We start from the raw sequence: 26,827 nt of genomic DNA, 5'->3' as shown, positions 1-26,827 counted from the left end.
GCACGCCGTCTGCTGTGCCGGTTCTTGGTGTCGAGCCGAGACGGTGGAAGGGACACGACGCGAGCTCGAAAGGCATCAGATGATTCTTCACACCGCCATTCCGCTGTTGGATGCCTCGAGCTGGCTGCACGCCTTCGGGCCATGGGTGCTGGTGGGCATCGCGGTTCTGGTGTTCGTGGAGTCAGGGCTGCTGTTCCCGTTCCTGCCGGGCGACTCACTGCTGATCACCGCAGCGATCCTCGCTCCGCAGCTGGGCATCCAGGCGTGGACGGTCGCGCTCGTGGGAATCATCGCCGCGATCGCCGGCGATCAAGCGGGGTACTGGCTCGGAAAACGCTTCGGGAGACGCCTGTTCAAGCCTGGCGCGCGCATCCTGAAGCCGCAGCATCTCACCCGTGCCGAAGAGTTCTTCGGCAGATACGGTGCCCCGTCGCTGCTTCTCGGTCGGTTCGTGCCGATCGTGCGCACCTACGTGCCGCTGGCGGCAGGCGTCGCACGGATGCGGTACCGCCGGTTCCTGCTCTGGAACGTGCTGGGGGCGGCGTCGTGGTGCATCGTCATGGTGGTCCTTGGGCTGCTGCTCGGCGGCATCCCGTTCGTCGTCAGCAACATCGACGCGCTCATGGTGCTCGTCGTGGTGGTCTCCGTGCTGCCCATCGTCGTGACCGCCCTGCTCAGACGGCTGAAGAGCCGGCGGGAGCGCGTCTCGTCAGGGCCGGCGCAGGAGGAGGCCCGTGAGCGGATCACCGTCGATAGTTGAACCCGTCCTGGAGCACCCCGGGCAGCGGCCGCCGGAAGCCGCGGCATCCGTTGCCCAGGGCGCCGCTGCCGGCAGGAGCGCGCGGTCGGGCGCCATCGACGCGGTGCGGGTGGTGGGCATCCTTGCGGTGATCGCCGGTCATACCCTCGGCACCCCGCTGGTGCGACCGTTGCTGTACACGTGGCATGTTCCGCTGTTCTTCATCCTCGCCGGGTTTTTCTGGTCGCCTCAGCGGCCGTTCGCGGTGGAGCTGGGCAAACGGTCGCGAACGCTGCTTCTGCCGTACGCGGTGTGGTTCGTGCTGATCGCGGTCCCGTTCCTGATCTTGGATCCGCTGCTGGAATCCACCACGTGGCAACGGCTGTTCCTCCCCGTCTGGAACGGGCAGCAGTCGGCGATGCCGTACACCACGTTCTGGTTCATCAGCGTTCTGTTCGTGTGCTGCGTGCTGCTGCGGCTGCTCTGGAGGGCTCCCCGGTACGCGGTGTGGGCCGTCGCAGTTCTCGCGGCCGCCGCCGGCTGGATGTTCGGACCCCAGCTCGCGCAGACACCGTTCTCGATCGGTTCGGCGTTGCCGTGCCTGATCTACCTCATGCTCGGCTGGGAGGGCCGTCGCCTGCATGACCGGCTGATCACGCCGCAGCGCCTGCGACCGGCGGCCCTGGTCAGTCTCGCTGCCCTGGGCGTCGTCGTCGGATCGGTGGCGCTCGGACTCTCGCGGCCGGTCGACATCAAGCAAGGCGACTACGGCACGCCGCTCGTGAGCACGATCAGCGCCGTCGTCATCGCGTCGACGCTCGTGCTGGTCGCGGAATGGGTCTTCACCCGCCTGCCACGGCGGGCGTCGCTCATCGCAACGGTTCTGGCGTGCTGCGGGTTCATGGTCGTGCTCGTGCACCCGTTCGTGCTCTGGCTCATGCAGCACTTCGCCCCGCCGGCACCCGACTGGTTCGTCTTCGCGATCTGCGCGCTCGTACCGTGGACGGCCGCCTTGATCGTCGTGCGCACCCGACTCGCCGCCTGGCTCACCGGGGCAACGCGATGGAGGAGAGCGGTCGAGGATCCGGCCTGACCGTCGGGGCGGGGCCCACTCCGTCAATCGAAGGGGTCGACGCTCGGCCACCCGTACTCGAGCGGATCGGGATCCAATCGCTTCATGGCGTCACGCATGTAGTGCACGATCTCCACGTTGTCGGGCTCGGGAGCGCTGCTGCTGGAGGACTGCGCCATGATCGCCACGGTGGAGTTGAGCATGTAGTACACCCGGAGCGGCTGGCCCCGCTCGCCGAGAGCGCGGAGTTCGATCGTGTCGGCGGTGGCCGCTCTGGCCAGTACCGCCGCATACTCGACGACCGTGTCTGCAGCCGTGTCCCCGACGAGAACACCACGGCCGCCGAAGACCAGTTCCTTCATTCGGAAAACGCTAGATCGCCCGCCTCGGACCGGGAACCGGGTTGACAAGTCGACGCCGAGAAACGCGGGCTCACGTACGGAACCCGTGAGCATCCGGCCCAAGCCCGTGTGGATTCCGTAAGGGCAGGGCTCGATCCCGCTCCGCACGAGTTCGATGGTGGCTTGGTCGCACCGCGCGGCCCGCCGCCATCGCGGCGATACGTGGGACGGAGCATCCTCGTGCTGGACGTCGTCTGCATTCTCGGCATCGCCGCCCTCGGTGTGGTGGTGGCGCTCGTCGCGCGGGCGGTGGAGAAGCTGTGATCTTCTTCGTCGTTCTCTCCGCGCTTCTTGCCGCTGCATCGCTCGTGTACCTCGTGTACGCCCTCGTGAAGCCGGAGAAGTTCTAGGTGCTCACGTTCTGGCTCTTCATCGCCCAGCTCCTCACCGTCGCGCTGATGCTCGCCATCTGCTATCGACCGCTCGGCGATCACCTGGCGCACACGTTCACCTCGCGCAAAGACCTGAGGATCGAGCGCGGCGTCTACCGATTGATCGGCGTCGACTCCTCCTCGGAGCAGAGCTGGCAGGTCTACCTGCGCAGCGTCCTGGCGTTCTCGGTCGTCGGCGTGCTGATCGTCTACTTGGTGCAGCGCCTGCAGGCATGGCTGCCGTATTCGCTCGGCCTACCCGCCGTGCCGCAAGGCCTCGCGTTCAACACCGCGATCTCCTTCGTCACGAACACGAACTGGCAGTCGTACACGCCGGAGGCAACGGTCGGCTACACCGTGCAGATGGCGGCCCTCACGGTGCAGAACTTCGTGTCGGCGGCCGTCGGACTCGCTGTCGCCATCGCACTCGTGAGGGGTTTCACGGTGCACCGATCCGGCACCATCGGCAACTTCTGGGTCGATCTGATCCGGGGGACGCTGCGCATTCTCTTGCCGATCTCCGTGATCTTCACACTCGTGCTGGTCGCCGGCGGTGTGATCGAGAACTTCAACGCGATCGACGCCGTGCACACGCTGGCAGGAGGAACCCAGAACATTCCGGGCGGCCCAACGGCATCCCAGGAAGCCATCAAGCTGCTCGGCAATAACGGCGGCGGATTCTTCAATGCCAACTCCGCGCACCCGTTCGAGAACCCGACGGCATGGACCAACGTCATCGAGGTCTTCATCATGCTGCTCGTGCCCTTCAGCCTGCCGCGCGCCTTCGGCCGGATGGTGGGCGATGATCGCCAGGGCTACGCGATCGCCGCGGCGATGGGGGTGATCTTCGTGGCTTCCGTTTCGTTGTTCACCTGGATCGAGTCGGCCTCGGGCGGAGCCGCCACCGCGGCGGCCGGCGGCGCGATGGAAGGGAAGGAGCAACGATTCGGCATCATCGGAACGACCCTCTTCGGCACGACGAGCACGCTCACGTCGACCGGCGCCGTCGATGCCGCGCACGACAGCCTGACCCCTCTCGGCGGCATGATGACGATGATCAACATGATGACCGGCGAGGTCGCACCCGGCGGCATCGGGGCAGGGCTGTACGGCATCCTGGTGATGGCTATCGTCGCCGTCTTCCTCGCGGGGCTGATGGTGGGGCGCACGCCCGAATACCTCGGCAAGAAGATCGGCTCGCGGCAGATGAAGCTCGCCAGCCTGTACTTCCTCACGACTCCGACGATCGTGCTCGCAGGCACCGCGCTCAGCTTCGCCATCCCCGGCGTCGCGCAGAGCGTCGAGAAGACCACGATCTTCAACCCCGGTCAGCACGGCTTCTCCGAGATCCTGTACGCGTTCACGTCGGCGGCGAACAACAACGGCTCGGCGTTCGGAGGGATCTCGGCGAACACGCCATGGATGAATGCGGCGCTTTCAGCGGCGATGTTCCTTGCCCGATTCATCCCGATCGTCTTCGTGCTGGCCCTCGCCGGGTCGCTCGCCGCCCAGGAGAAGATTCCCGTCACGGTCGGCACGATGCCGACGCACCGGCCGCAATTCGTCGGGTTGCTGGTGGGGACCATCCTGATCATCACCGCTCTGACCTATATCCCTGTTCTCGCCCTCGGGCCGCTTGCGGAAGGACTGCACTGACTAATGAGTGACAGTGAAACGAGTGACCGCGGCACGACCGCGACGATCCCGGATACTGCGACGAGCGAGCAGCCTCACTCCGGCAAGACGCGCGGTGGAGCATTCAATCCGCGACAGCTCGTCACGAGCTTCCCTGACGCGCTGCGCAAGCTGAACCCGCGCGAACTGTGGCACAACCCGGTGATGTTCATCGTCGAGGTGGGCGCAGCCCTGACCACCGTGCTCGCCATCGTGCAACCCTTTCTCGGCGACCAGGCGGTCGGCGGTACGACCTCCTCCGTCGCCTTCACCTGGTGGATCGCGGTCTGGCTCTGGTTGACGGTCGTGTTCGCCACCTTGGCGGAAGCCGTCGCCGAGGGACGCGGCAAGGCGCAGGCCGCGAGCCTGCGCGCCACTCGTACGACGACCACGGCTCACCGGGTCGTCGGCTACGGCGACACCGACCCCGGAGCGCTTCATGCAGCGACGACAAGGGTCGCATCGGCCGACCTGAAGCTCGGCGACGTCGTCGTGGTCGAAGCCGGCGATCTCATCCCGGGCGACGGGGACATCGTCTGGGGCATCGCCTCCGTCGACGAGTCGGCGATCACCGGGGAGTCGGCGCCGGTGATCCGCGAGTCCGGTGGCGACCGCAGCGCTGTCACGGGCGGCACGAGAGTGCTGTCGGACCGCATCGTCGTGCGCATCACCTCCAAGCCGGGCGAGACATTCGTCGACCGGATGATCCACCTCGTCGAAGGGGCCAGCCGCCAGAAGACGCCGAATGAGGTCGCCCTCAACATCCTTCTGGCCAGCCTGACGATCGTCTTCGTCGTGGTGGTGCTCATCCTGGGGCCCGTCGCCGGGTTCGCCCACGCGACACCGACCGTTCCAGTTCTCATCGCGCTTCTGGTATGTCTCATCCCCACAACCATCGGTGCCCTGCTTTCGGCCATCGGCATCGCGGGAATGGATCGGCTGGTTCAGCGCAACGTGCTCGCCATGTCGGGTAGGGCCGTGGAAGCGGCAGGGGATGTGAACACGCTCCTTCTCGACAAGACGGGGACCATCACCTACGGAAATCGTCAGGCGAGCGAGTTCCTGCCCGTGGCCGATGCACCGCTCGCCGAACTGGTCGACGCGGCGGCGCTGGCCTCGCTCAGCGATCCAACCCCCGAAGGCTCGTCCGTGGTCGCACTGGCGACCACGCTGGGTCGCACGCCGCCGCCCTCGGTGCCGGGCGACGTGGTCCCGTTCACCGCGCAGACCCGGATGAGCGGTGTCGACCTCGCAAACGGAACGCAGATGCGCAAGGGAGCCGCGAGCGCTGTCATCGCGTGGGTTCAGCAGGAGTCTCCTGTGCCACCCGACGTCGCCGTCGAGCTCGACCGGCTCGTCGAACGCATCTCGCAGTCCGGCGGCACTCCGCTCGCTGTGGCGGCTCGTACGCAATCCGGCGCGTCGACCATCCTCGGGGTGATCTATCTCAAGGACGTCGTCAAGACGGGGCTGGTGGAGCGGTTCGCGGACATGCGCCGCATGGGGATCCGCACCGTGATGGTGACGGGCGACAACCCGCTCACCGCGAGGGCGATCGCCGACGAGGCCGGCGTTGACGACTTCCTGGCCGAGGCCACCCCCGAGGACAAGCTGGCGCTCATCAAGCGGGAGCAGGAGGGCGGGAACCTCGTCGCGATGACCGGAGACGGCACCAACGACGCGCCCGCTCTCGCTCAGGCCGACGTGGGCGTCGCGATGAACACGGGTACATCCGCGGCGAAGGAGGCCGGCAACATGGTCGATCTCGACTCGGACCCGACCAAGCTCATCGACATCGTCTCCATCGGCAAGCAGCTGCTCATCACCCGCGGTGCCCTCACCACGTTCTCCATCGCGAACGACGTCGCGAAGTACTTCGCCATCATCCCCGCGATGTTCGTCGGAGTGTTCCCAGGGCTCGGAGTGCTGAACGTGATGCAGCTGCACTCGCCGTCATCCGCCATCCTCTCTGCGGTGATCTTCAACGCGATCATCATCGTGATCCTGATTCCGCTCGCGCTGCGTGGCGTGCGATACCGGCCATCGTCGGCAAGCAGTCTTCTCAGCCGCAACCTGCTCTTCTACGGACTCGGCGGGATCATCGCGCCGTTCATCGGGATCAAGCTGATCGACCTGCTCATCGCCATGATCCCGGGATTCTGATGCCGGCACCCGACGTCACCATGAAGGAAAGAGACAAGCAATGAGCCCATCACTCAGGGGAACAGGGCGTCAGTACTGGGTGGCTGTTCGCGCCATGATCGTGCTGACCGCCGGGCTCGGCATCGTGTACCCACTCGTGATGACCGGCGTCGCACAGGTGGTCATGCCCGCCCAGGCAAACGGTTCGCTCATCAAGGTCGATGGGCAGCCGATCGGGTCGAGCCTCATCGGCCAATCGTTCACGGACGGGAAGGGCAAGCCGCTGCCGCAATGGTTCCAGTCGCGCCCGTCGGCCGCCGGAACCGGCTACGACGCGAACGCCTCCAGCGCGAGCAACCTCGGTCTGAACAATCCGGAGTTGACGAAGGAGATCCAGCAGCGCAAGACGACGATCGAGAAGCTCGACGGGGCAGACGCCGCGAGCGTTCCCGCCGACGCCGTGACTGCGTCCGGATCCGGGCTCGATCCGCACATCAGCCCGCAATACGCCTTGCTGCAGGTGAACGCGGTCGCCGACGCCAGGGGAATCGAGCCAGCCAGGGTCGAGAAGCTCGTGAAGTCTATGATTCAGGGGCGAGATCTCGGATACCTCGGTCAGCCGACCGTGAACGTGCTGCAGCTGAACCTCGCACTGTCGAAGATGGACCCAACGGGCGATGAGGGGCGCAAGTGACATTGGATGACCGTCGCTCGGGCGTGGTTCCCATCGCGAACCCTGGATGGGACGGCTGAAGCGGCACCATGTCCACAGGCAAGCTGCGTGTGTTGCTGGGCGCCGCCCCCGGTGTCGGCAAGACGTACGCGATGCTCGAAGAGGGCAAGCGGCTGGCTGAGGCCGGCAAGGACGTCGTCGTCGCGATCGTCGAGACGCATGGCCGTGACGCGACGGCCGCCATGCTCACTGGGCTCGAGATCGTTCCGCGCCGCTCGGTCGTCTATCGCGGCGTGGGACTCACCGAGATGGACCTCGGTGCGGTGTTGGCCCGCAGGCCGGATATCGCGCTCGTCGACGAGCTCGCCCACACCAACGCTCCGGGCGGCAGTCACGACAAGCGCTGGGAAGACGTGCAGGAGCTTCTGGATGCCGGCATCACCGTGATCTCGACGGTGAACATCCAGCACATCGAGTCGCTGAACGACGTGGTGGAACAGATCACGGGCATCAGTCAGCAGGAGACGATTCCGGATGCCGTGCTGCGCGCCGCCGATCAGGTCGAGGTCGTCGACCTCGCCCCACAGGCGCTGCGCGATCGCCTCGCGGAGGGACTCGTGTATCCGGCCGCCCGGGTGGATGCCGCCCTGTCGAACTACTTCCGGCTCGGCAACCTCACGGCGCTGCGCGAGCTCGCCCTGCTCTGGCTGGCCGACGAGGTGGACAGCGCACTGCAGACCTACCGGCGAGAGCACGGCATCGAAGGCAAGTGGGAGGCGCGCGAACGCGTCGTCGTCGCGCTCACGGGCGGCCCGGAGGGAGAGACGCTGCTGCGCAGGGGCGCGCGCATCGCGGCACGCTCCAGCGGCGGCGACCTGCTCGCCGTGCACGTGGTGAGCGACGACGGGCTGAGGGAACGGCATCCGGGCGCCCTCGCCGAGCAGCGGGCCCTCGTGGAGAAGCTGGGCGGCGCGTACCACGAGATCGTCGGGTCCGACATCCCCGGCGCCCTGGTGGACTTCGCGAAGGCCGTCAATGCCACCCAGCTCGTGATCGGCGTGTCGCGCAGGTCTCGGCTGCTCGCCTTCCTCACCGGCCCGGGCATCGGGTCGACGGTGATCAGGGCTTCCGGCGACATCGACGTGCACATCGTCTCGCACGCCGCCGCCGGCAGCCGTCAGCTCGTGCTGCCGCGGGCACGCGGCGCGCTCAGCCTGCGGCGCAGGGTCTACGGATTCGTGCTCGCGCTCATCGGCGGACCGCTGCTGAGCTGGCTGCTCTGGCTCTTCCGCAGCCCGGATGCCCTCGCCAGCGACGTTCTCGCGTTCCAGCTGCTGGTCGTTGTCGTGGCTCTTGTCGGAGGCATCTGGCCGGCATTGTTCGCCGCCGTGCTCTCCGGCCTCACGCTGGACTACCTCTTCGTCGCGCCGATCTACACCATCACGATCGCGCAGCCCGTTCACCTGCTCGCGCTGCTGCTGTACGTGGTCGGCGCCGCGCTGGTGAGCTTCGTCGTCGACCAAGCGGCCAGGCGCACCAGGGCGGCGCAGCGCTCGGCCGCGGAGTCGGATGTGCTGGCCACGGTGGCCGGCGGCGTCATCCGTGGTGAGGATGCGGTGCACGCGCTCGTACAACGTGCACGCGAGGCGTTCGGGCTCAGCCGGGTGCGGCTGCTCGCCGACGACGGCACGGTTCTGTCCGAGGAGACGAGCCCGGCCGATGAGGCGGTGCAGGAGGCGCAGAAGGCGGAGCTGCGCACCGTCGAGCCGGTCGGGGAGCGTGGAACGCTGGAGCTCTACGGGGCGGAGCTGACGGCATCCGACCGCCGGGTGCTCTCCGTGATCGTGACTCAGCTGGATGCCGCGCTGGAGCACCGCGAGCTCAGCGAGACCGCGATTCAGCTGAAGCCACTGGCCGAGACCGACCGCGTGCGCTCGGCGCTGCTGGCCGCCGTCGGCCACGACCTCCGCCGCCCGCTCGCGGCGGCGACCGCGGCGGTGACGAGCCTGCGGTCGCCGCAGGTCGAACTGAGCACGCCGGACAGGGAGGCCCTGCTCGAGACCGCGAACGACAGCCTGGCGAATCTCGACGCGCTCGTCACGAACCTGCTCGACGTCACACGCGTTCAGGCCGGCGTGCTCGGCGTCTCCCTCCGACGGGTGGATATCGACGACCTGCTGCCCGCCGCCCTCGAGGAGCTGTCGGCGCCCCCCGGCAGCGTGGAGCTCGACGTTCCGGAGGGCACGCCGGCGGTGATGGCCGATCCGGTGCTGCTGCAGCGCGTGCTGGTCAACCTGCTGGCCAACGCACTGCGCTACTCGCCGCACGGGCATCCACCACGACTCGGCGTGAGCGTCTTCGGCGACGAGCTGCAGGTGCGCGTCGCCGACAGCGGCACCGGCGTGCCCGACGAGCGCAAGGACCTGATCTTCCAGCCCTTCCAACGCGAGGGCGACACCGACAACACGACGGGGATCGGGCTTGGGCTCGCGCTCTCGAAGGGGTTCGTGGAGGGCATGGGCGGTACCCTCACGCCCGAGGACACACCGGGCGGCGGGCTCACCATGGTGATCGCGCTTCCGGTCTTCGCGCGCACCGCACCGGGCCCACTCGGCCGCGAACCTACGAAGGGAAACCGATGAAGATCGTCGTCGCCGACGATGACCGACAGATCCTCGGTGCGCTGCGCATCATCCTCTCCGCGCGGGGGTACGACGTGGCGATCGCCGCTGACGGCAAGCAGGCGCTCGACCGGGTGATCGATGACCACCCCGACCTGGTCGTCCTCGACCTCGGTATGCCTGGGCTCGACGGACTGGCGGTGATCGAGGCGATCCGCGGCTGGAGCACCGTGCCGATCCTGGTCATCTCCGGTCGCACGGATTCGGCCGAGAAGGTGGAGGCGCTCGACCGGGGCGCCGACGACTACGTCACGAAGCCGTTCGCGACGGACGAGCTGCTGGCGCGCATCCGTGCTCTGGTGCGAAGGATGCCCGCAGCCGACGAGGAGCCTCGCGTCGAGTTCGCCGACGTGGTCGTGGACCTTGCCGGGCGCCGGGTCATCAGGAACGGGCATCCGGTGCGGCTCACCCCCACGGAGTGGCAGATCCTGGCGCTGCTGGTGCGCAACCCGGACCGCCTGGTCACCAGGGAGGCGATTCTCACCGAGGTGTGGGGACCGCATCACACCTCGGATTCCGGTTACCTGCGTCTCTACCTCGCCCAGTTGCGCAAGAAGCTGGAGCCCGAACCGTCCCGCCCCCGGTTCCTGATCACCGAGGCGGGCATGGGCTACCGGTTCGTGCCGGCAGGGCAGCAGGAGTAGACGCCGAGCCGATCACGGGCCAGACTCGTACGCTGGAAGCGCCTGAGTCCCGATCGGAGGTGCACCATGAGCGAAGGCGACCGTACCGGCCCCGCCGGTGCACGGTCGAGGACCGTCTCCCGCGGCGTGGCGAAGGCGCCCATGACGCTCGACGAGGCAGTGCGCATCGAGCAGCAGTTCGAGCGCGGGTCGCTCGACCTCTCGCTTCCCGGCACGAGCGACATCGTCGCCGAGGCGCACCGGGTGCGGCTGAAGGCCGAACTGTGGGGCGCCGACCGCACGGACGATCGCCGTCGTCAGGCCAAGGGAACGGTCCTGGTCGTCTGCGCCTTCATCGTGATCACCGTGGTCGGGTTGGTCGCCTGCCTGGCGGTCGCCGTCTGACGCTCGACGGGTTGCGTCGGCACTAATCCCCGGCCAGGCCGTCGTGCCGCGCCGGACCGATTCCAGACCCGAGCCTCGCGTCGTGACGGTCCACGGCGGCGAAGAGTGCCGTGATCCCCACCAAGAGGTACATGCCGACCGTGATCGCCACGCCGAGGGGCAGGAAGACGACCGCGCCGGGGTTGTCGCCGTTCACCGTGCGCACGATGACGAGAACGATGTAAACGATCGGAAGCACGACGATGCACGACCACAGGGATGTCTTCGCCCACGCCCGATAGACGTGCCGGCTGAGCAGCACCCTCGAGACGGGAGCGTAACGCTCGGCCAGCACCTCCGGATCGCCCAGTTCTCGCAGCATCGATCGCTCGGCCTCTCCTTCAGGTTCACCCGCTGCGATCCGTCCGTCGATCTCGTCGGCGATCAGGGCGTGCAGTTCGCGCTCGACATCCGCCCGCTTGCGCTGCGGAACGTGGCGGACGACCGCCGCGATGTACTCGTCTGTGGCCTTCGTGCTCATGATTCGTCGCCTTTCGTCGTGTCCAGACTTTCGAGGGCCGCGTCCAGCTGCCTCCACTCCGCGAGCAAGGCGCGCGCGAGTCGCTGGCCGTCGCGGCTGGTGCGGTAGAACTTGCGCGGCCTGCTCTCAGTCGTGTCCCACTCGCTGGTGAGCAATCCCTGGCCCTCGAGCCTTCGCAGCAAGGGGTAGAGCGTGTTTCCGGCCACGGGGATGCCCGCTTTGTCGAGCGTCTCCAGCAGCGCGTACCCATAGCCCGGAGTCTGCAGTGCGAGCAGGCTCGCGAGCACCACGGAGCCGCGATTCAGCTCCTGACGATGCGCGTCGGAGATCTCCCGTCGCTGACGTTCTTCTTCATCCACGTGACACACTATATAGTGCGGCACGCACTATTACAAACTCCGCAACGAAGTAGACGGCGCTGCCCGACGTCAGCCCTCCGCGAACTCCTCGACCGCGCGCCGGCCGGCATCCGCCGTGCGCTGCAGAAAGCCCGCGATCAGCTCGAGCTCGGCGGGGGAGTAGTCGGCGCACACGGCATCCATCTGGGCGTTCATGCCCTCGTAGTGCCTGAACACCTCGCCGATGGCGTCCTGTCGCACTGAGACCACGACGGCGCGCCGGTCATTCGGGTCGCGCTCGCGGGCGATCCACCCGCCCTTCTCCAGCCGATCGATCACGCCCGTCATGGTCGCCGGATGCACGCCGGCTCGCCTGGCGAGCGCGCTCGGGCTCGTGGCACCGTGCTGTGCAAGGAAGTCGAGGCAGTCCAGGTCGACGTCGCGCAGCTCGACGCGCGAGGAGACGTGGTGCGACAGCAGCGCGATCTGATTGTTCACGTCGCGGAAGCGCCGCTTGAGCTCGGCGGTGAGTCGTCGCCTCGCTCTGGCGTCGTTCGAGCCACTATTCATTCTCGTCTCCATATAGTATGCTTTTCATATTATCAGGAACCTGAGCCTGAGGAGAATCTAGTGAAGATCGTGGTGTTCGGTGCGAACGGTCCGACGGGCCGGCTTGTCACGCGCCTCGCCCTGGAGCGCGGACTCGACGTCGATGCGGCGACGCGTTCGCCGCTGCAGTTCCCGCTCGAACACGACCGCCTAGCGGTCGAACGCGTCGACGTGTTCGACCGGGCATCGGTGAGCCGCGCCGTCGGGGGAGCGGATGCGATTCTGTCCGCTCTTGGCGTGCCCTACGGTCGCCAGCGCATCACGACGTACTCGGCGGGCATCACGGCCATGCTGCAGGCGATGGCGGAGCATCATGTCCGCCGCCTGGTCTGCGTGAGCTCGAGCGCCGTGGACATCGAGGCCGGCCCGCACGGCGGGTTCCTGTTCGAGCACGTGCTGCAACCGTTCGTGGCCGGGGTTCTCGGCAAGACGCTGTACGACGATATGAAGCGCATGGAGGCGACGCTGTCGGGCAGCGAGGTCGACTGGACGGTGCTGCGACCTTCCGGGCTCTTCGATGCGGATGCCGTCAGTGACTACCGCATCGCCGAGCGCTACCTCCCGCAGAAGTTCACGGCTCGCATCGACCTCGCCGATGCCATGCTGCGACAGCTCGACGACCGCCGCTTCGTGCGCACCACGGCGGCGGTCGGCACGGTGAGCGGCACGCCATCGGTGGCACAACTGATGATGCGCGAGGCCTTCAAGAGGCCGCCGAGGCAGGCATCCCTTGACGGCACGATGGCGAGGCCATAACCTACAACCAAATGGTTGTAGATAGACGGATGCCCGATATCCTCACCGACGACGAGATCGACCGCATCTTCCACGCGCTCGCCGATGCCACCCGGCGTGACATCGTGGCGCGCACGCTGGGCGGCGATCGATCCATCTCGGGCCTCGCGCAGAGCTACCTGATGAGTTTCGCCGCCGTGCAGAAGCACGTCAGCGTGCTCGAGAGGGCGGGTCTCGTGACGAAGGAGCGCCGGGGGAGGGAGCAGCTGGTGCGCGCGGTTCCGGAGACGATCAGGCGGGCGAACGAGCTGCTCGCCCGCTACGAGTCGCTCTGGCGCGACAGGGCGTCGGCGATCGAGGGCATCCTCGCCGAAGACATGACGAAGGGGCACGACAGATGACCGTGATCAGTACCGTGAGGGATGCCGAGAACCTGACGCTCACGTTCGTGGCGGAGTTCGCGGCTCCGCCGGAGAGGGTCTGGCAGGTGTGGGAAGACGCCCGCCAGCTGGAGCGCTGGTGGGGGCCGCCGACCTGGCCGGCCACGTTCGACGAGCACGAGCTCAGCGTCGGCAGCAGAAGCGCGTATTACATGACAGGACCGGAGGGCGACAAGGCGCACGGCTGGTGGGCGATCGTCGCCGTCGACCCGCCGAGGAGCCTCGCGTTCGACGAGGGGTTCTCCGACGATGACGGGAAGCCGACCGATGACGTGCCTGCGCGGGTCGAGGTGACGCTTGAAGCCGTTCCGCTCGACGACGACGTTCAGGGCACCCGCATGACCACGGTCAACCGATTCGTCAGCCTCGAGCAGTTGGAGCAGATGATGCAGATGGGCATGGAAGAGGGCATGCGAGAGGCCATGGGCCAGATCGACGACATCGTCGCGTCGGAAGGAGCACACCGATGAGCGGGATCGCCGCCATTCAGCCGTGCCTGTGGTTCGACGACCAGGCGCGGGAGGCGATGGAGTACTACGTCGACGTGTTCCCGGACTCCCGCATCGTCTCGATCGACGAGTATCCCGACGAGAAGCTCGACGAGCACTTCTCCGGGATGTCCGGCAAGGTTCTGAACGGACGCTTCACTCTGAACGGCGTCGACTTCGTCTGCCTCGACGGCGGACCGATGTTCAGATTCAACGAGGCGATCTCGTTCGTCGTCACCTGCGCCGACCAGGCGGAGATCGACAGGTACTGGTCGAGGCTCTCGCACGTGCCGGAGTCGGAGCAGTGCGGATGGTGCAAGGACCGGTTCGGCGTGAGCTGGCAGATCATTCCAAAGAACATGGACGAGCTGGTCCGCCGACCGGAGCAGGTGCAGGTGATGATGCACCAGAAGAAGATCGTCATCCAGGAGTTGGTCGACGCGGCCGCCGGATGAGGGGCACGGGGTTACCGTGAGGTATGGCGGCCACGCCGGCGCACAGTCCTAGGGCCCCCACGGCCAAGGCGGGCGAGCGGGAGCGGCGAGGGCGCGCGTTCCTGCTCATCCGCACCGGCCTCGCGCTGTCGATCGTCGCCCTGCTGGTGCGATTCGTCGTCGTGCCGCAGTGGCACGACGCCGCTCGTGCACTGTCGCTCGTGTCGGCGGTGTCGGCACCGCTGCTCCTGGCCGGCGTGGCACTCGAGCTGCTGTCGCTGTGCGCGCTCGCCGGCCTGACCTGGATCGCCCTCGACCCGGCAACGCGTCCTCGGTTCCTCACGGTGCTGCACGTCGACCTCGCCGGTGTCGGCGTCACCAACGCCATCCCGGGCGGCGGCGCGACATCGCTCGCCGTGCGCTACCGGATGCTGACCCGCAGGAGAACACCGGGCAGCGCGGTAGTGGCCGGGGTGACGGCAGAGGTGGTCATCTCCAACCTCACGCTGGGTCTTTTGTTCGCGCTCGGCCTCGCCACGTCGGTTGCGGCTCTTCCGACCGCGCCGTACTACCGCATCGCCGGCGCCTTCGTCGGGGGTGTCTTCGGCACGGCCGCCGTGCTGCTCGGCCTCGCCGCTCTTCGTCCCTCGCGCACCGTTCGGCTCGTCCGCGCGGCGACCGGCAGACTCCCGGGCCGCGCATCGGTGCGCATCACGAGGTCCATTGCGCACACGGTTCGCGCCGTACGCAGGCTCGCGGCCAGCCCCCGCCGATTCGCCGCCGCCGTCGGATTCGCCGTCGCGAACTGGCTGCTGGACATCGCGGCACTTCTGGTCATGTTCGCGGCGTTCGGCGCGCATCCGCCGATCGCGCCGCTGCTGCTCGTATACGCGCTGGCGAACATCCTCGCTCTGCTGCCCATCACGCCAGGCGGGGTGGGCATCGTCGAGGGTGTCATGGTGCCGGCGTTCGTCGCGCTCGCGCTGCCGCACGGCGTCGCGGTGCTGGGCGTCACGGCGTGGCGCCTGGTGGAGTATTGGATGCCCATGCCGCTCGCCGCCCTCTCCGCAATCGCCCTGACCGTGCGTGGGGCCCTCGCCCGGTGGAGCGCACGCGTCGAGCGCGGCGACACGCTGTACAGAGGGCGAGACCGTGGGGTCTACCCACGGTCTCGTCACTCTTGATCGAACTGCGGCACTCAGGCGGCTACGGGCATCCGCCTCTCGGCGGTCACGTGCAGGTCGTCGCCCGACGCGTCCACGTGCACCGCTCCGCCGTCGTCGACGGAGCCGTTCACGAGCAGGTCGGCGACGCGGTCGTCCACCTCGCGCTGGATGACACGGCGCAGCGGGCGCGCACCGAACTCCGGCTCGTAGCCGTGGTCGGCGATCCACTCGACCGCTGCATCCGTCACGGTCAGTGTGATCTCCCGTGCACTCAGCCGCGACTCGGTCGCGGTCAGCAGCAGGCGCACGATGTCGCGCAGCTGCTGCTTGTCGAGCTTGCGGAACAGCACGATCTCGTCGATGCGGTTGATGAACTCCGGCCGCATGTTCTCGCGCAGCTTGCCCATCACCCGGTCGCGGAGCGCCTTCTCGTCGCCGAATCCGTCGGCGCCGGGAGCCACGAAGCCGAGGGCACCGCTCTTGGATGCCAGGAACTCGCTGCCCAGGTTCGACGTCATGATCACCACGGTGTTGCGGAAGTCCACGGTGCGGCCCTGTCCATCGGTGAGCCGTCCGTCGTCCAGAACCTGCAGCAGCAGGTTGAAGATGTCCGGATGCGCCTTCTCGATCTCGTCGAACAGCAGCACCGAGTACGGGTTGCGGCGCACGCGCTCGGTCAGTTGTCCGGCCTCGTCGTAGCCGACGTAGCCGGGAGGGGCTCCGATCAGCCGCGCGGCCGTGTGACGCTCGCCGAACTCGCTCATGTCGAACCGGATCATCGAGCGCTCCGAGCCGAACAGCGACGCCGCGAGCGCCTTCGCCAGCTCGGTCTTGCCCACTCCCGTCGGGCCCAGGAACAGGAAGCTGCCCACCGGGCGGTGCTCGTCACCCATGCCGGTGCGGCTGCGGCGCACGGACTTCGCGACGGCCGTCACCGCGTCGTCCTGTCCGACGACGCGCTCGTGCAGCTCGCTCTCCAGCTTGGCCAGACGCTCACGGTCGGCCTCGCCGATCCGAGCGACGGGGATGCCGGTCGCACGCGCGACCACCGCGGCGATCTCGGGCTCGTCGATGACGGCATCCGTCCCTACCCGTGCCCCAGCGGCTGAGGCCTCGGCCAGCCGGGCCTCGACACCGGCGATCTCGTCGCGCAGCCTCGACGCCTCCTCGTAGTGCTCCGCCGAGACGGCGGAGTTCTTCTCCGCCTCGAGGTCTGCGAGACGCTGCATCAGCTCGGATGCGTCGACCAGCTTGCCGAGGCGCAGCCGCAGCCGCGCGCCGGCCTGGTCGATCAGGTCGATCGCCTTGTCGGGCAGGTAGCGGTCGGAGACGTAACGGGCGCTCAGCTCGACGGCCGCGCGGATCGCGTCGTCGGTGTACTCGACACCGTGGTGCTCCTCGTACGCGCGGCGCAGTCCGGAGAGGATGGCGACGGAATCCTCGATGGATGGCTCCGCCACGGTCACGGGCTGGAAGCGGCGCTCCAGCGCAGGGTCCTTCTCGATCTGCCGGTACTCCTTGAGAGTCGTCGCTCCGACGAGGTGCAGCTCGCCCTTCGCAAGGCGCGGCTTCAGGATGTTGCCGGCATCCATTCCGCCGTCGCCGCCTGCGCCCGCACCCATCACGGTGTGCACCTCGTCGATGAACACGATCAGCTCGCTCTTGCGGTGGGCGATCTCGTCCATCAGCTTCGTCAGGCGCTCCTCGAAGTCCCCGCGGTAGCGCGTTCCGGCCAGCATGCCGGGCAGGTCGAGCGAGATCACTCGCTTGTCGCGCAGCTGCTCGGGAACGACGCCGTCGACGATCGCCTGGGCGAGGCCTTCGACGATCGCGGTCTTGCCGACGCCGGCCTCACCGACCAGCACGGGGTTGTTCTTGGTGCGCCGGGAGAGGATCTCCACGGTCTGCTCGATCTCGTCCACCCGGCCGATCACGGGGTCGAGCCTGCCCTCGCGGGCCTCGAGCGTGAGATCGGTGCCGAACCGGTCGAGCATGGGGGTCTCGGATGCCTGCCCCTCGGCATCCGTGTCGCCGTCCGTGCCTGCGCCTACCGTCGCGGCCTCGCGCATGGCACCTGCCAGCGCCTCCGGCGTCACGCCGGCGGACTGCAGCACCTGGCCGGCGGGGGAGTCCTGGGCGATCACGAGCGCGTAGAAGAGGTGCTCGGGGTCGATGTAGGTGGAGCCGGATGCGCGCGCCACCTGATAGGCGTGGAACAGTGTGCGCTGCGCGGATTGCGTCAGGGCCGGCGCGTCCGTCGTCGCGTCGCCGGTCTGCGGCAGCCGCTGGTCGGCGGCACGCACGATGCGCGCAGGGTCGACGCCGATGCGGCGCATCGCGTCGGCCGCCGGGTCCTCGTCGGCCATCACGCGAAGGATGTGCAGCGCGTCGAGCTCGTTGTGGCCGTGCTCGAGCGCGAACCGCCCGGCACGCTGCAGCACTTCCTGTGTTCGCCTGCTGAGGAAGCGGCTGATGTCGATCGAGCGGGCTGCACGGGCGCGTTCGCCCGCGAGGTAACGCGCGAGGAACTCGTCGAACGAGTTGCCATCGCCGTTCGCCTCGGCGCCGCCGGGAATGAAGTTCTCAGGCACTGAATCTCCTGTTTTCCGGGTTGTCTTCCGTTGATCCGCCCGAACTTGAGTCGGGTGTTATCAACTTCAACATCTATCACGCGGGGATATTCCCCGTGCAACTCGCCCCGATCTGGCATGCTTTCGTCTCGAATGTCCCGTCGAGCCACGAAGGAGCAGGAATGAGCGCGGCAGCCCGGCGTCCTCTAGGCGTGACCCTCATCGCCGTCCTCGCGTGGATCGAGGGTGCACTCAACATCGTCGCCGGCGTGCTGCTGTTGGTGTTCCAGCACGAGCCGTCGGTGCGAACCGCATGGTCGAGCAGCACATCGCTGATCACGTCGGCGATCCTCTCGATCCTGTTCGGCGTCGTTGTCGTGCTCATCGCAGGGGGACTGCTGCGCGGATCGAGCGGCGCCCGCATCGTCGTCACGATCGTTCAGCTGTTGGCCATCGCGGCGGATGCCTTCACCGCCTGGGCATTCCCCGATCAGTTCGCGTGGGCCGCGATCAGCGCCTTGATCTCGTTGATCATCATCATCCTGCTCTGGACGGGACGAGCCTCGGACTTCTTCCGCTCGCACTGATGACTGAGGCGAGAGCAGAGCACGCTTGCGTGCTCTGCCGAGCCGATGGAGTCAGTCGAGTGCGTAGCGCGACTACTGATGACTGAGGCGAGAGCAGAGCACGCTTGCGTGCTCTGCCGAGCCGATGGAGTCAGTCGAGCGCGTAGCGCGACAACTGAAGACCGGCCAGGGCATCCGACCGCCCGCGCGCGAGATCCGCGCACCGCTTGACCTTGACCCACGGGGCAACGTTTAGCGTGAACGAGACGGTGGATCGGAGACGGGAGGGCAGCAATGAGGATCGGAGAGGTGGCACGCCGCGCAGGTGTCAGCGTGAAGACGGTTCGGCACTACGAGTCGCTCGGCCTCGTCGGCTCGTCGCGGCTGCCGAACGGCTATCGCGACTACGCCGAGGATGTGCCGCGCCTCGTCGCGGAGGCGCACGAACTGGGCCGCGTCGGGTTGAGTCTCGACCAGACCCGACCGTTCCTGGACTGCCTGGCCGGCGGCAACGCCAACGCCGACGACTGCCTGGCCACCCGTCCCGCCTACAGCGCGGCCATCGCAGACCTGACGAGAAGGATCGACGAGCTCGATCGAAGGCGGTCGGCGCTGCAGGCACTGCTCTCTGCTGCGGAATCGAGGGCTGCCGAATCCAGGGCAGCGGAGTCCAGGGCCGCCGAATCGCGCGAGCCGGACCACGAACACGAAGGAGAATCATGATCATCGCCGACGAGCAGACGTTCGCGTCGACACTCGAGCATGTCGAGACACCGGTGCTCGTCTACTTCTGGGCTACCTGGTGCGGCCCGTGTCGGGTGCTGGGACCCCTGCTCGAGAGCATCGAATCCGACCACCCTGATGCGTTCACCATCGTCAAGGTGAACGCCGACGACAGCCCGAGCCTCGCGGCGAGGTACGGCGTCATGGCCGTGCCGAGTCTCAAGCTCCTCGTCGACGGCGCCGTCGTGCGCACCATCGTGGGCTCGAAGCCGCGCGCCGCTCTCGAGGCCGAGCTCGCTCCGGTTCTCGCCGTCTAAGCCCGTCTCTCCGCCGAGCCGCGATTTCAGGGATGACGGAGGCCGAGTCCGCGGGTAGCGTGTGCTCAAACGGCGTCAGAATCGAGGCAAAGCCATGTCCGTCGTCCTCAATCCCTACCTGAGCTTCCGCGACAACGCTCGCGAGGCCATGGAGTTCTATCAGTCCGTCTTCGGCGGCGATCTCACCGTCAGCACCTTCCGCGACTTCCAGATGGAGGAAGACGAGAGCGAGCTCGACAAGGTCATGCACTCGCAGCTCAACGCGCCCGGCGGCATCGTTCTCATGGGTGCGGACACCCCGAACCGCATGGAGTACACCCCGGGCGGCTCCATCACCGTGTCGCTGAGCGGCGACGACGAGGCGGGCCTGCGTGGCTACTGGGACGGCCTGTCGCAGGGAGCCACTATCGTCGAGCCACTGGAGAAGGCGCCATGGGGCGACTGGTTCGGCATGCTGGTCGACAGGTTCGGTGTGAACTGGATGGTGAATATCTCCGGCCAAGGCTGAGCTCACAGCGCGCCATCGGCGCCGGCCGGCCCGATACCTGCACACCACCGACGACGAGGAACGCATGGCTGACGAGACGATGCTCGAGGTACAGGGGCCTGAAGGCACGCGCTCGGTGCGCATCAGTCATCCCGACCGGGTGGTGTTTCCCGAGCCCGGGATCACCAAGCTGGATCTCGCCCGATACATCGATGCGGTCGCCGAGCCGTTTCTCAAGGCCAACGGCGACCGGCCGATCTCGCTGCAGCGCTTCCGCGAGACGATCGACGGCGAGCAGTTCTTCTCCAAGAATCCTCCTCGGGGAGCGCCCGCGTATATCCGCGACGTCATGGTCGTCTATCCGAGTGCGAGATCGCATCCGCAACTCGTGCTCGATGAGCCCGCGTCGGCGATCTGGGCGGTGCAGATGGGCACCGTGGTCTTCCACCCGTGGCCATCGCGGGCGGAGAACTCGGACAACCCCGACCAGCTGCGCATCGACCTCGACCCGCAGCCGGGAACGGACTTCGACGACGCCGTTCCCGCCGCGATTCAGTTGCGGGCAGTGCTCGCCGAGGCGGGAATGGATGCCTTCGTCAAGACCTCGGGCAACCGTGGCCTGCACGTGTTCGCACCGATCCGACCTGAGCACGAGTTCCTCGACGTGCGGCACGCGGTGATCGCCGCTGCACGCGAGCTGGAGCGACGCATGCCGGATGCCGTCACCACCGCCTGGTGGAAGGAGGAACGCGGCCGCAAGGTTTTCGTCGACTTCAACCAGGCGAACCGCGACCGCACGATGGCCGGCGCCTACAGTCCGCGCGCCCTGCCGCACGCCTCCGTGTCGTGCCCCGTCACCTGGGACGAGCTGGAGTCGGTCGACCCGCGATCGTTCACCGTGCTGACCGTGCCGGACCGGATCGCCCAGGTCGGCGACCCTTGGTCGGACTTCGACGAGAAGCCGGCGAGCATCGACGTGCTGCTGTCGTGGTGGCAGCGCGACCTGGAGAACGGGCTCGGCGAGCTGCCGTTTCCCCCGGACTATCCGAAGATGCCGGGCGAGCCACCCCGGGTTCAGCCCAGCAAGAAGGTCGCAGGCAACTGGGACGAGCACGGCAACCGCATCGACGTCGACTGATCAGGAGATGACACCGGACAGGTCGTACGCCACAGGTCGCTCCAGCTGATCGAAGGTGCACGATCGCGGTTCCCGGTCGTCGCGCCAACGGTCGAACTGCACGGTGTGCCTGAACCGCAGGCCCTCGAGCTGGTCGTACCGCACCTCGAGCACGCGCTCCGGACGCAGCCTGACGAACGAGACATCCTTGCTGCCGGAGAACCTGCTGCGATCCGTCTCGCCCTTGACCATCTCGCCGTTCTCGTCGCGTTCGACGAGCGGTTCCAGCTCGTCGACCAGCTCGAGCCTGCGCGCGTTGCTGAATGCGGATGCTCCGCCGACGTTCCGCAGAACGCCCTGGTCGTCGTAGAGGCCTAGCAGCAGCGATCCCACCCCGCGTCCGCTGGAGTGCACCCGGTAGCCGATCAGCACGACGTCGGCACTCCGGTGGTGCTTCACCTTGAGCATCGTGCGCTTCCCAGGCGCATACGGCGCGGCCAGCGGCTTCGCGACGACACCGTCGAGGCCGGCGCCCTCGAACTCGACGAGCCAGCGGCGGGCGAGAGAGACATCCGTCGTCGTCTGGCAGAGGTACAGCGGATGCTCCCACGCGGCGGCCAGCTTCTCCAACGCTTCCCGACGCTCCGCGAACGGTCGACCCATGAGGCCGTCCCCGTCGAGGGAGAGCAGGTCGAACGCGACGAACATCGCCGGAGTGGTCTCGGAGAGCATCGTGATGCGGCTGGCGGCGGGGTGGATGCGCTGCGACAGCGCCTCCCAGTCGAGTCGTTCGGACCCGGGCTCTCCGGTGCGCACGACGATCTCGCCGTCGACGACGCACCGGGGGAGCTGCTGCGCGAACGCCGTCACCAGCTCGGGGAAGTACCTGGTGAGCGGCTTCGCCCCTCGGCTGCCGATCTCGATCTCCGCCTTCCCGTCCGTGCCGGGCTCGACGCCGACGATGCCGCGGAACCCGTCCCACTTCGGTTCGTACGACAGCCCGCCCTCCACGGAGTCCGGTTCTGGGACGGCGTCGACGGCGCGGGCGAGCATGGGAGCGGGAAGCGATGCGGCCATCCTCCGATCATGCCGTCTTCGCAGCCCCGGCGACAGTCCGCCGACCACCGGTCGCATCGGCGGTCCACAGGTGCATGGTGGCGTACGCACGCCACGGCCGCCACCGCTCGCCGAACTCGAGCGCCTCCGCCGGCGAGACGCCGCCGAGCGCCCTGCGCAGCACGAGGTCGCCGACCGGGAACGCGTCCGGATCCCGCAGAACGCGGAGGGCGAGATAGTCAACAGTCCACGGTCCGATGCCGGGCAGCGCGAGCAGTTCGGCGCGCACGTCGCCGTGGTCGGCATCGCGAGCGACCCGGAGTCCCGCGGCGAACGCCTGAGCGAGGGCGATGACGGTTCTCGCTCGACTCAGCGGAATGCCGACCGCTGCCCGTAACTCCTCCAACTCGGCCGAGGCGACGACCTCTGCTGCGGGAAAGGTGATGAGCTCCTCGTCGCCGACGCGAACGCCGTACGCGGCTGCCAGCCGTCCGGTGAACGTGCGGCACGCCGCAAGCGAGACCTGCTGACCTAGCACGGTCTGCGCGGCGGCCTCGAAGGCATCCGGATGCCCGATCACCCGCAGGGCGGGCCGCTCGCGCACCAGGGGTCCCAGCAGCGGGTCGTCGACGAAGGCATCCTGCACTGGGTCGATGTCGGTATCCAGGTCGAACCACTCGCGCACCGCCTCCAGCACCTCGGGCGACCCGGATCCGTGCACCTCGACACCGTCGTCGCGAACGGCCACCGTCACGGGAACCGGCGGCGAGGCGGATGCCGCACCCACCAGGCGGGTCACGGTCCCGTTCGCGAGATCGACGCGTTCGACGCCCGGCACACTGTGCCGCACGAGCGAGTCGAGCACCACGTCGCGTTCCAGACGACCGGCGAGGAACGCTTGATCACTCACGCGGCAGCCTCCAGGTCGAGCAGAGCCCGCTTGGCGTCGAGGCCGCCCGCGTAGCCGCCCAGCGAGCCGTCGCCGCGCAGCACGCGGTGGCACGGCACGACGACGGGCAGCGGATTCGTCGCACACGCCGTCCCCACGGCACGGAACGCCCGGGGCCGGCCGGCCGCGTTGGCGAGCTCGGCATAGCTCGTCGTGTGCCCGTACGCGATCGTGGGGAGCAGCCTTTGCACCTCGCCGCGGAACCCCCGAGTGAGCGCGAAGTCCAGCGGAAGGTCGAAGCCGGTGCGGCGCTTCGCGAAGTACTCGTCGAGCTCGGCCGCCGCGCGATCGAGACGGGCGGGTGCCTCCAGCACGCGCGGACTGACCCGGTCGGCCAGCGCCTGCAGCACGCTGTCGAACCCCTCTCGCTCGAAGGCGATGCGCACGATCCCGTGCTCGGTGGAGGCGACCAGAAGCCGTCCCACCGGACTGTCGACGACGCGGTATCCAACGTCGATCAGACCGCGCTCCTCGGCCGCCCGCGCCAGCCGGTCGTGGAGCGCACTCAGCTCCCCACCCGTCGGCTCGTTCTTCGTCTCGTTCATGATTCGGCCCCCATCGTGCGTCGGAGCGTGCGGATGCCGTCTGCCGCCGCGCGCCGCGCCGCCTCTGTCGTTCCGCCGATGATGTCCGCCACCTCTCGGTAGGCCAGCCCGCCCAGGTAGTGGTAGGTCACGGCCTGCCGCTGCCGGTGCGGAAGCACGGCGACCGCCCGTGCGACCGCGTCCGCGTCCGCCCTGGCCTCCAGCGCGTCCTCCGGGATCCCGAGCGTTCCCGGCTCCTCGGGCATGCGCTCGACGGTCACCGCACGGCGACCCTGCGCACGCAGCAGGTCGATGCACTTGCGGCGCGCGATCGTGACCAGCCACGCCTCGACGTTGGCGTCCGCCGGCAGTCGCGGGTAGGCATCCATCGCGGCCAGGAACGTCTCCGACCAGGCGTCGTCGGCGTCGTGGACGGCGAGTATCGAACGGCACACCCGCAGCACGACAGTGCCGTGCGTTCGCACGACGGACTCGAAGGGCAGGAGCATCATCACACGGTAGACGCTGCCGCCGACGAGAACGTGAGGTCCATCCCGTGGGTTGAGCCCGTCGAAACCCGGCGCACGAGTGGTGCAGGTTTCGACAAGCTCAACCAGCTCAGGCGACCAGATCGCGCACCATGGGGACCACCTTCGTGCCGTAGAGCTCGATGGAGTGTTCGAGCAGTTCGTGCGGCATCGGGCCGTTCGCGTACTTGAGGTCGAACCGGTCGACACCCAGAACCCTAATCGCCTCCGCGATCCGCTTCGCGACGGTATCGGGCGAACCCACGTACAGCGACCCGTGCCGCACCTCGCTGAGATACTGCTCCTTGCTCTGCGGCGCCCACCCGCGCTCCGAGCCGATGCGGTCCATGGTCGCCTTCTGGTACGGGTAGAGCTGCTCCATCGCCAGCTCGTCGGTGTCGGCAACGAAGCCGGGGGAGTGCATGGCCAACGGCATCGGCTCACGGCCGAACTGCTCCTGGGCGCGCTTGTACAGGTCGACGTACGGGGCGAACCGTCCGGCGTTCCCGCCGATGATGGCCAGCGCCATCGGGATGCCGTACCGCACGGACCGGATGACGCTCTCCGGGCTGCCGCCGACACCCACCCACGCCTTCAGTCGCCCCGACTCGGTCTTGGGGTACACCTGCTGGTCGGTCAGGGGAGCGCGAACCGTCCCGTTCCAGCTGACGGGGCCCTCATCCAGCAGCAGGCTGAACAGTTCGAGCTTCTCCTCGAACAGCTTCTCGTACTGGGTGAGGTCGAAGCCGAACAACGGGAACGACTCGGTGAACGAGCCACGACCGAGCGTGACCTCCGCACGGCCGTTCGAGACCGCATCGAGCGTCGCGAATCGCTCGTACACGCGCACCGGATCGTCCGAGCTCAGCACCGTCACCGCCGTGCCGACCGCGATCGTCTGCGTGCGTGCCGCGATCGCGGACAGCACGATGTCCGGCGCACTGACCGCGAAGTCCGCCCTGTGGTGCTCACCGATGCCGAACGCGTCGATGCCGAGCTCGTCGGCGAGCACGGCCTGCTCCACGACCTCGCGAATGGTGCGCGCACCCGACCCCTGCGTGCCGTCTGCGTGCAGCGGAACATCACCGAACGTGTCCAAACCGAACTGAACGGCCACAGGCCCTCCTTGCTATCTATGCGTATGCATGTTCTGTGAACGCGACGGCCCGTTCCATCATTCCTTGCGTCAGCGCAAGGGGTGGGGTGCGACGGCGTTCCGTCGTACCGTGACGGGCATGGATGCGCTCGATCTGGCGAAGAAGCACACCAAGCAGGCGGCGAAACGCACCCGGAAGCTGGTCGAGTCCCAGCTGGAGCACGAACGCAAGCCGCCATCGCCGGCCGAGCAGAAGCTGCGGGAACGCGAGGCGAAGGCGGCGGCATCCACCCGATACGGTCGTATGCCGATCAAGTACGTGCTGGGGCGCACGCTACGTGAGTACGGCAGGGACGGATGCTCGAACCTTGCGGCGGGTCTGACCTACTTCTCCGTCCTCTCGGCTCTGCCGGCGCTCCTGGCGCTCGTCTCGGTTCTGGGTCTGCTCGGGGCAGGGCGGTCCGGATCGAAGACGATGCTCCAGGTGGTCGACGCCTTCGCGCCCCAGCAGGTGCAGCCTGCGCTGTCCGGGCTGCTCTCGCAGCTGACCTCGTCGACGGCCGCGGGCATCGGCCTCGCCATCGGCATCATCGGCGCGATCTGGTCGGCCTCGGGCTATGTCGGGGCGTTCACCCGTGCGGTCAACAGCATCTACGGGGTGCGCGAGGGGCGTAGCGCCATCGTGCTGCGCTCCCAGCAGGTGCTGATCACCGTGATCGTGCTGGCGCTGGCGGTGATCGTCGTGCTGTCCCTGGCGCTCAGCGGTCCGTTCGCGCGCAGCATCGGCCAGGCGATCGGCGTGGGCGACGCCGTTTTCACAACCTGGGAGATCGTCAAGTGGCCGCTGATCGGCGTCGCCGTGATCGTCGCGGTCGCCGTCTTGTTCTTCGGAGCGCCCAATCTGCGCAAGCCGCGCATCCGCTATGTCGCCTGCGGCGCAGCGGTGGCCGTGATCATCATGGTGCTCGGCTCGCTCGTCTTCGGGTTCTACGTGGCGAACTTCGCCAGTTACAACCGGGTGTACGGCGCCGTGGGCGGATTGATCGTCGCCCTGCTCTGGGTGTGGCTGGTGAACCTTGCGCTTGTCGTCGGAGCCGAGTTCGGCTCCGAACTCGAACGCGGTCACGAGCTCTCGCTCGGCGAGGCGGCCGAGAAGCGGGTGCGTCTGAGGGTGCGGGGCGACGCCGCGTACGAGAAGGCGGACGAGAAGCTGCACGCGGACGAACGGGTCGGCGCGGCAATCCGGCGAGCTGCCGCCACCTCTGCGCCCGCACGGGGATAGAGGCGACTGAGGCGAGAGCCGGGCGAGCTTGCTCGGCTGGCCGAGCCGATGAAGCCAGTGAGCGGCGAAGCCGCGATAGCCTGGCAACGTTCCTCCTGCACA

Annotated in this window: 30 protein-coding genes; 20 read left to right on the top strand and 10 right to left on the bottom strand. The window is 67.9% G+C overall.

What is annotated here, in order from left to right; all coding sequences use genetic code 11:
• The first annotated feature begins 79 nt into the window (after positions 1-79).
• Positions 80-760 carry a DedA family protein gene (locus ACTHNC_RS14625; RefSeq protein ID WP_440295345.1) on the top strand — a complete coding sequence of 227 codons (681 nt, stop codon included), beginning with the start codon at positions 80-82 and terminating at the stop codon, positions 758-760.
• The gene (locus ACTHNC_RS14620) at positions 735-1,832 is read left to right on the top strand and encodes an acyltransferase family protein (RefSeq protein WP_440295344.1); all 1,098 of its coding nucleotides are present in this window, start codon (positions 735-737) and stop codon (positions 1,830-1,832) included. Before ACTHNC_RS14625 ends, ACTHNC_RS14620 begins: the two co-directional genes overlap by 26 nt.
• 23 nt (positions 1,833-1,855) lie before the next feature.
• Here ACTHNC_RS14620 and ACTHNC_RS14615 read toward each other — a convergent pair whose 3' ends face one another.
• Positions 1,856-2,173, bottom strand: a complete 318-nt coding sequence (locus ACTHNC_RS14615) for a hypothetical protein (protein WP_440295343.1) — start codon at positions 2,171-2,173, stop codon at positions 1,856-1,858.
• Positions 2,174-2,472: 299 nt separating this feature from the next.
• Between ACTHNC_RS14615 and kdpF the strand changes: the two genes are divergently transcribed.
• The 7 genes from kdpF to ACTHNC_RS14580 all read left to right on the top strand — a co-directional run bounded on the left by kdpF (position 2,473) and on the right by ACTHNC_RS14580 (position 10,781).
• Positions 2,473-2,562 (top strand): K(+)-transporting ATPase subunit F, encoded by a 90-nt coding sequence (gene kdpF, locus ACTHNC_RS14610; RefSeq protein WP_440295342.1) that lies wholly within the window; start codon positions 2,473-2,475, stop codon positions 2,560-2,562.
• Positions 2,563-4,239, top strand: a complete 1,677-nt coding sequence (gene kdpA / locus ACTHNC_RS14605) for a potassium-transporting ATPase subunit KdpA (protein ID WP_440295341.1) — start codon at positions 2,563-2,565, stop codon at positions 4,237-4,239.
• A gap of 3 nt (positions 4,240-4,242) precedes the next feature.
• Positions 4,243-6,420: a potassium-transporting ATPase subunit KdpB gene (kdpB, locus tag ACTHNC_RS14600; RefSeq protein ID WP_440295340.1), complete on the top strand. Its 2,178-nt coding sequence runs from the start codon at positions 4,243-4,245 to the stop codon at positions 6,418-6,420.
• Between the two features lie 40 nt (positions 6,421-6,460).
• A complete protein-coding gene (kdpC, locus tag ACTHNC_RS14595) occupies positions 6,461-7,093 on the top strand; it encodes a potassium-transporting ATPase subunit KdpC (RefSeq protein ID WP_440295339.1) in 633 nt (210 codons plus the stop codon).
• 68 nt (positions 7,094-7,161) lie between these two features.
• Positions 7,162-9,714: an ATP-binding protein gene (locus ACTHNC_RS14590; RefSeq protein ID WP_440295338.1), complete on the top strand. Its 2,553-nt coding sequence runs from the start codon at positions 7,162-7,164 to the stop codon at positions 9,712-9,714.
• Positions 9,711-10,397, top strand: coding sequence for a response regulator (locus ACTHNC_RS14585; protein ID WP_440295337.1), 687 nt, complete (start codon positions 9,711-9,713; stop codon positions 10,395-10,397). Before ACTHNC_RS14590 ends, ACTHNC_RS14585 begins: the two co-directional genes overlap by 4 nt.
• A gap of 66 nt (positions 10,398-10,463) precedes the next feature.
• A complete protein-coding gene (locus tag ACTHNC_RS14580) occupies positions 10,464-10,781 on the top strand; it encodes a hypothetical protein (protein WP_440295336.1) in 318 nt (105 codons plus the stop codon).
• A gap of 22 nt (positions 10,782-10,803) precedes the next feature.
• On the opposite strand, the gene ACTHNC_RS14575 is transcribed toward ACTHNC_RS14580, so the two are convergent.
• The 3 genes from ACTHNC_RS14575 to ACTHNC_RS14565 all read right to left on the bottom strand — a co-directional run bounded on the left by ACTHNC_RS14575 (position 10,804) and on the right by ACTHNC_RS14565 (position 12,209).
• Positions 10,804-11,301: a permease prefix domain 1-containing protein gene (locus ACTHNC_RS14575; protein WP_440295335.1), complete on the bottom strand. Its 498-nt coding sequence runs from the start codon at positions 11,299-11,301 to the stop codon at positions 10,804-10,806.
• Positions 11,298-11,660, bottom strand: a complete 363-nt coding sequence (locus tag ACTHNC_RS14570; protein WP_440295334.1) for a PadR family transcriptional regulator — start codon at positions 11,658-11,660, stop codon at positions 11,298-11,300. The genes ACTHNC_RS14575 and ACTHNC_RS14570 overlap by 4 nt, the downstream gene beginning before the upstream one ends.
• Positions 11,661-11,729: 69 nt before the next feature.
• Complete coding sequence (locus tag ACTHNC_RS14565; RefSeq protein ID WP_440295333.1) at positions 11,730-12,209, bottom strand: MarR family transcriptional regulator; 480 nt, start codon at positions 12,207-12,209, stop codon at positions 11,730-11,732.
• A 60-nt stretch (positions 12,210-12,269) separates the two neighbouring features.
• Here ACTHNC_RS14565 and ACTHNC_RS14560 point away from each other — a divergent pair, with 60 nt between their 5' ends.
• Genes ACTHNC_RS14560 through ACTHNC_RS14540 form a run of 5 tightly spaced genes read left to right on the top strand, consistent with a single transcriptional unit; the run spans position 12,270 to position 15,529 of the window.
• Entirely contained in the window at positions 12,270-13,004 is a 735-nt protein-coding gene (locus tag ACTHNC_RS14560) for an NAD(P)-dependent oxidoreductase (RefSeq protein WP_440295332.1), read from the top strand.
• Between the two features lie 29 nt (positions 13,005-13,033).
• Complete coding sequence (locus ACTHNC_RS14555; RefSeq protein ID WP_440295331.1) at positions 13,034-13,384, top strand: ArsR/SmtB family transcription factor; 351 nt, start codon at positions 13,034-13,036, stop codon at positions 13,382-13,384.
• Entirely contained in the window at positions 13,381-13,893 is a 513-nt protein-coding gene (locus tag ACTHNC_RS14550; protein WP_440295330.1) for an SRPBCC family protein, read from the top strand. The genes ACTHNC_RS14555 and ACTHNC_RS14550 overlap by 4 nt, the downstream gene beginning before the upstream one ends.
• The gene (locus tag ACTHNC_RS14545; protein ID WP_440295329.1) at positions 13,890-14,366 is read left to right on the top strand and encodes a VOC family protein; all 477 of its coding nucleotides are present in this window, start codon (positions 13,890-13,892) and stop codon (positions 14,364-14,366) included. Before ACTHNC_RS14550 ends, ACTHNC_RS14545 begins: the two co-directional genes overlap by 4 nt.
• 23 nt (positions 14,367-14,389) lie before the next feature.
• Positions 14,390-15,529: a lysylphosphatidylglycerol synthase transmembrane domain-containing protein gene (locus ACTHNC_RS14540; protein ID WP_440295328.1), complete on the top strand. Its 1,140-nt coding sequence runs from the start codon at positions 14,390-14,392 to the stop codon at positions 15,527-15,529.
• Between the two features lie 14 nt (positions 15,530-15,543).
• On the opposite strand, the gene ACTHNC_RS14535 is transcribed toward ACTHNC_RS14540, so the two are convergent.
• Positions 15,544-18,102: an ATP-dependent Clp protease ATP-binding subunit gene (locus tag ACTHNC_RS14535; protein WP_440295327.1), complete on the bottom strand. Its 2,559-nt coding sequence runs from the start codon at positions 18,100-18,102 to the stop codon at positions 15,544-15,546.
• 161 nt (positions 18,103-18,263) lie between these two features.
• On the opposite strand from ACTHNC_RS14535, the gene ACTHNC_RS14530 reads away from it, so the two are divergent.
• The 5 genes from ACTHNC_RS14530 to ligD all read left to right on the top strand — a co-directional run bounded on the left by ACTHNC_RS14530 (position 18,264) and on the right by ligD (position 21,312).
• Positions 18,264-18,668, top strand: a complete 405-nt coding sequence (locus ACTHNC_RS14530) for a DUF7144 family membrane protein (protein ID WP_440295326.1) — start codon at positions 18,264-18,266, stop codon at positions 18,666-18,668.
• Positions 18,669-18,941: 273 nt separating this feature from the next.
• Positions 18,942-19,370: a MerR family DNA-binding transcriptional regulator gene (locus ACTHNC_RS14525; protein WP_440295325.1), complete on the top strand. Its 429-nt coding sequence runs from the start codon at positions 18,942-18,944 to the stop codon at positions 19,368-19,370.
• On the top strand, positions 19,367-19,687 hold the full coding sequence (locus ACTHNC_RS14520; protein ID WP_440295324.1) for a thioredoxin family protein: 321 nt from the start codon (positions 19,367-19,369) through the stop codon (positions 19,685-19,687). Before ACTHNC_RS14525 ends, ACTHNC_RS14520 begins: the two co-directional genes overlap by 4 nt.
• A gap of 94 nt (positions 19,688-19,781) precedes the next feature.
• Complete coding sequence (locus ACTHNC_RS14515; RefSeq protein ID WP_440295323.1) at positions 19,782-20,195, top strand: VOC family protein; 414 nt, start codon at positions 19,782-19,784, stop codon at positions 20,193-20,195.
• Between the two features lie 64 nt (positions 20,196-20,259).
• The gene (ligD, locus tag ACTHNC_RS14510) at positions 20,260-21,312 is read left to right on the top strand and encodes a non-homologous end-joining DNA ligase (RefSeq protein WP_440295322.1); all 1,053 of its coding nucleotides are present in this window, start codon (positions 20,260-20,262) and stop codon (positions 21,310-21,312) included.
• Here the strand turns inward: ligD and ACTHNC_RS14505 are convergent, their stop codons facing one another.
• The 5 genes from ACTHNC_RS14505 to ACTHNC_RS14485 all read right to left on the bottom strand — a co-directional run bounded on the left by ACTHNC_RS14505 (position 21,313) and on the right by ACTHNC_RS14485 (position 25,464).
• The gene (locus ACTHNC_RS14505; RefSeq protein ID WP_440295321.1) at positions 21,313-22,368 is read right to left on the bottom strand and encodes an ATP-dependent DNA ligase; all 1,056 of its coding nucleotides are present in this window, start codon (positions 22,366-22,368) and stop codon (positions 21,313-21,315) included. It abuts the gene before it with no gap.
• 7 nt (positions 22,369-22,375) lie between these two features.
• The gene (locus ACTHNC_RS14500; protein WP_440295320.1) at positions 22,376-23,257 is read right to left on the bottom strand and encodes a DNA-3-methyladenine glycosylase family protein; all 882 of its coding nucleotides are present in this window, start codon (positions 23,255-23,257) and stop codon (positions 22,376-22,378) included.
• Entirely contained in the window at positions 23,254-23,841 is a 588-nt protein-coding gene (locus tag ACTHNC_RS14495) for a methylated-DNA--[protein]-cysteine S-methyltransferase (RefSeq protein ID WP_440295319.1), read from the bottom strand. The genes ACTHNC_RS14500 and ACTHNC_RS14495 overlap by 4 nt, the downstream gene beginning before the upstream one ends.
• Positions 23,838-24,329 (bottom strand): RNA polymerase sigma factor, encoded by a 492-nt coding sequence (locus ACTHNC_RS14490; RefSeq protein ID WP_440295318.1) that lies wholly within the window; start codon positions 24,327-24,329, stop codon positions 23,838-23,840. The genes ACTHNC_RS14495 and ACTHNC_RS14490 overlap by 4 nt, the downstream gene beginning before the upstream one ends.
• Positions 24,330-24,438: 109 nt before the next feature.
• Complete coding sequence (locus ACTHNC_RS14485) at positions 24,439-25,464, bottom strand: LLM class flavin-dependent oxidoreductase (RefSeq protein WP_440295317.1); 1,026 nt, start codon at positions 25,462-25,464, stop codon at positions 24,439-24,441.
• A gap of 28 nt (positions 25,465-25,492) precedes the next feature.
• Between ACTHNC_RS14485 and ACTHNC_RS14480 the strand changes: the two genes are divergently transcribed.
• The gene (locus tag ACTHNC_RS14480; RefSeq protein WP_440295316.1) at positions 25,493-26,725 is read left to right on the top strand and encodes a YihY/virulence factor BrkB family protein; all 1,233 of its coding nucleotides are present in this window, start codon (positions 25,493-25,495) and stop codon (positions 26,723-26,725) included.
• Positions 26,726-26,827: the final 102 nt, after the last annotated feature.

It is taken from the genome of Humibacter sp., from assembly GCF_051954055.1.
Taxonomy (GTDB): domain Bacteria; phylum Actinomycetota; class Actinomycetes; order Actinomycetales; family Microbacteriaceae; genus Humibacter.
This window is presented reverse-complemented; position numbering and strand designations above follow the sequence as displayed.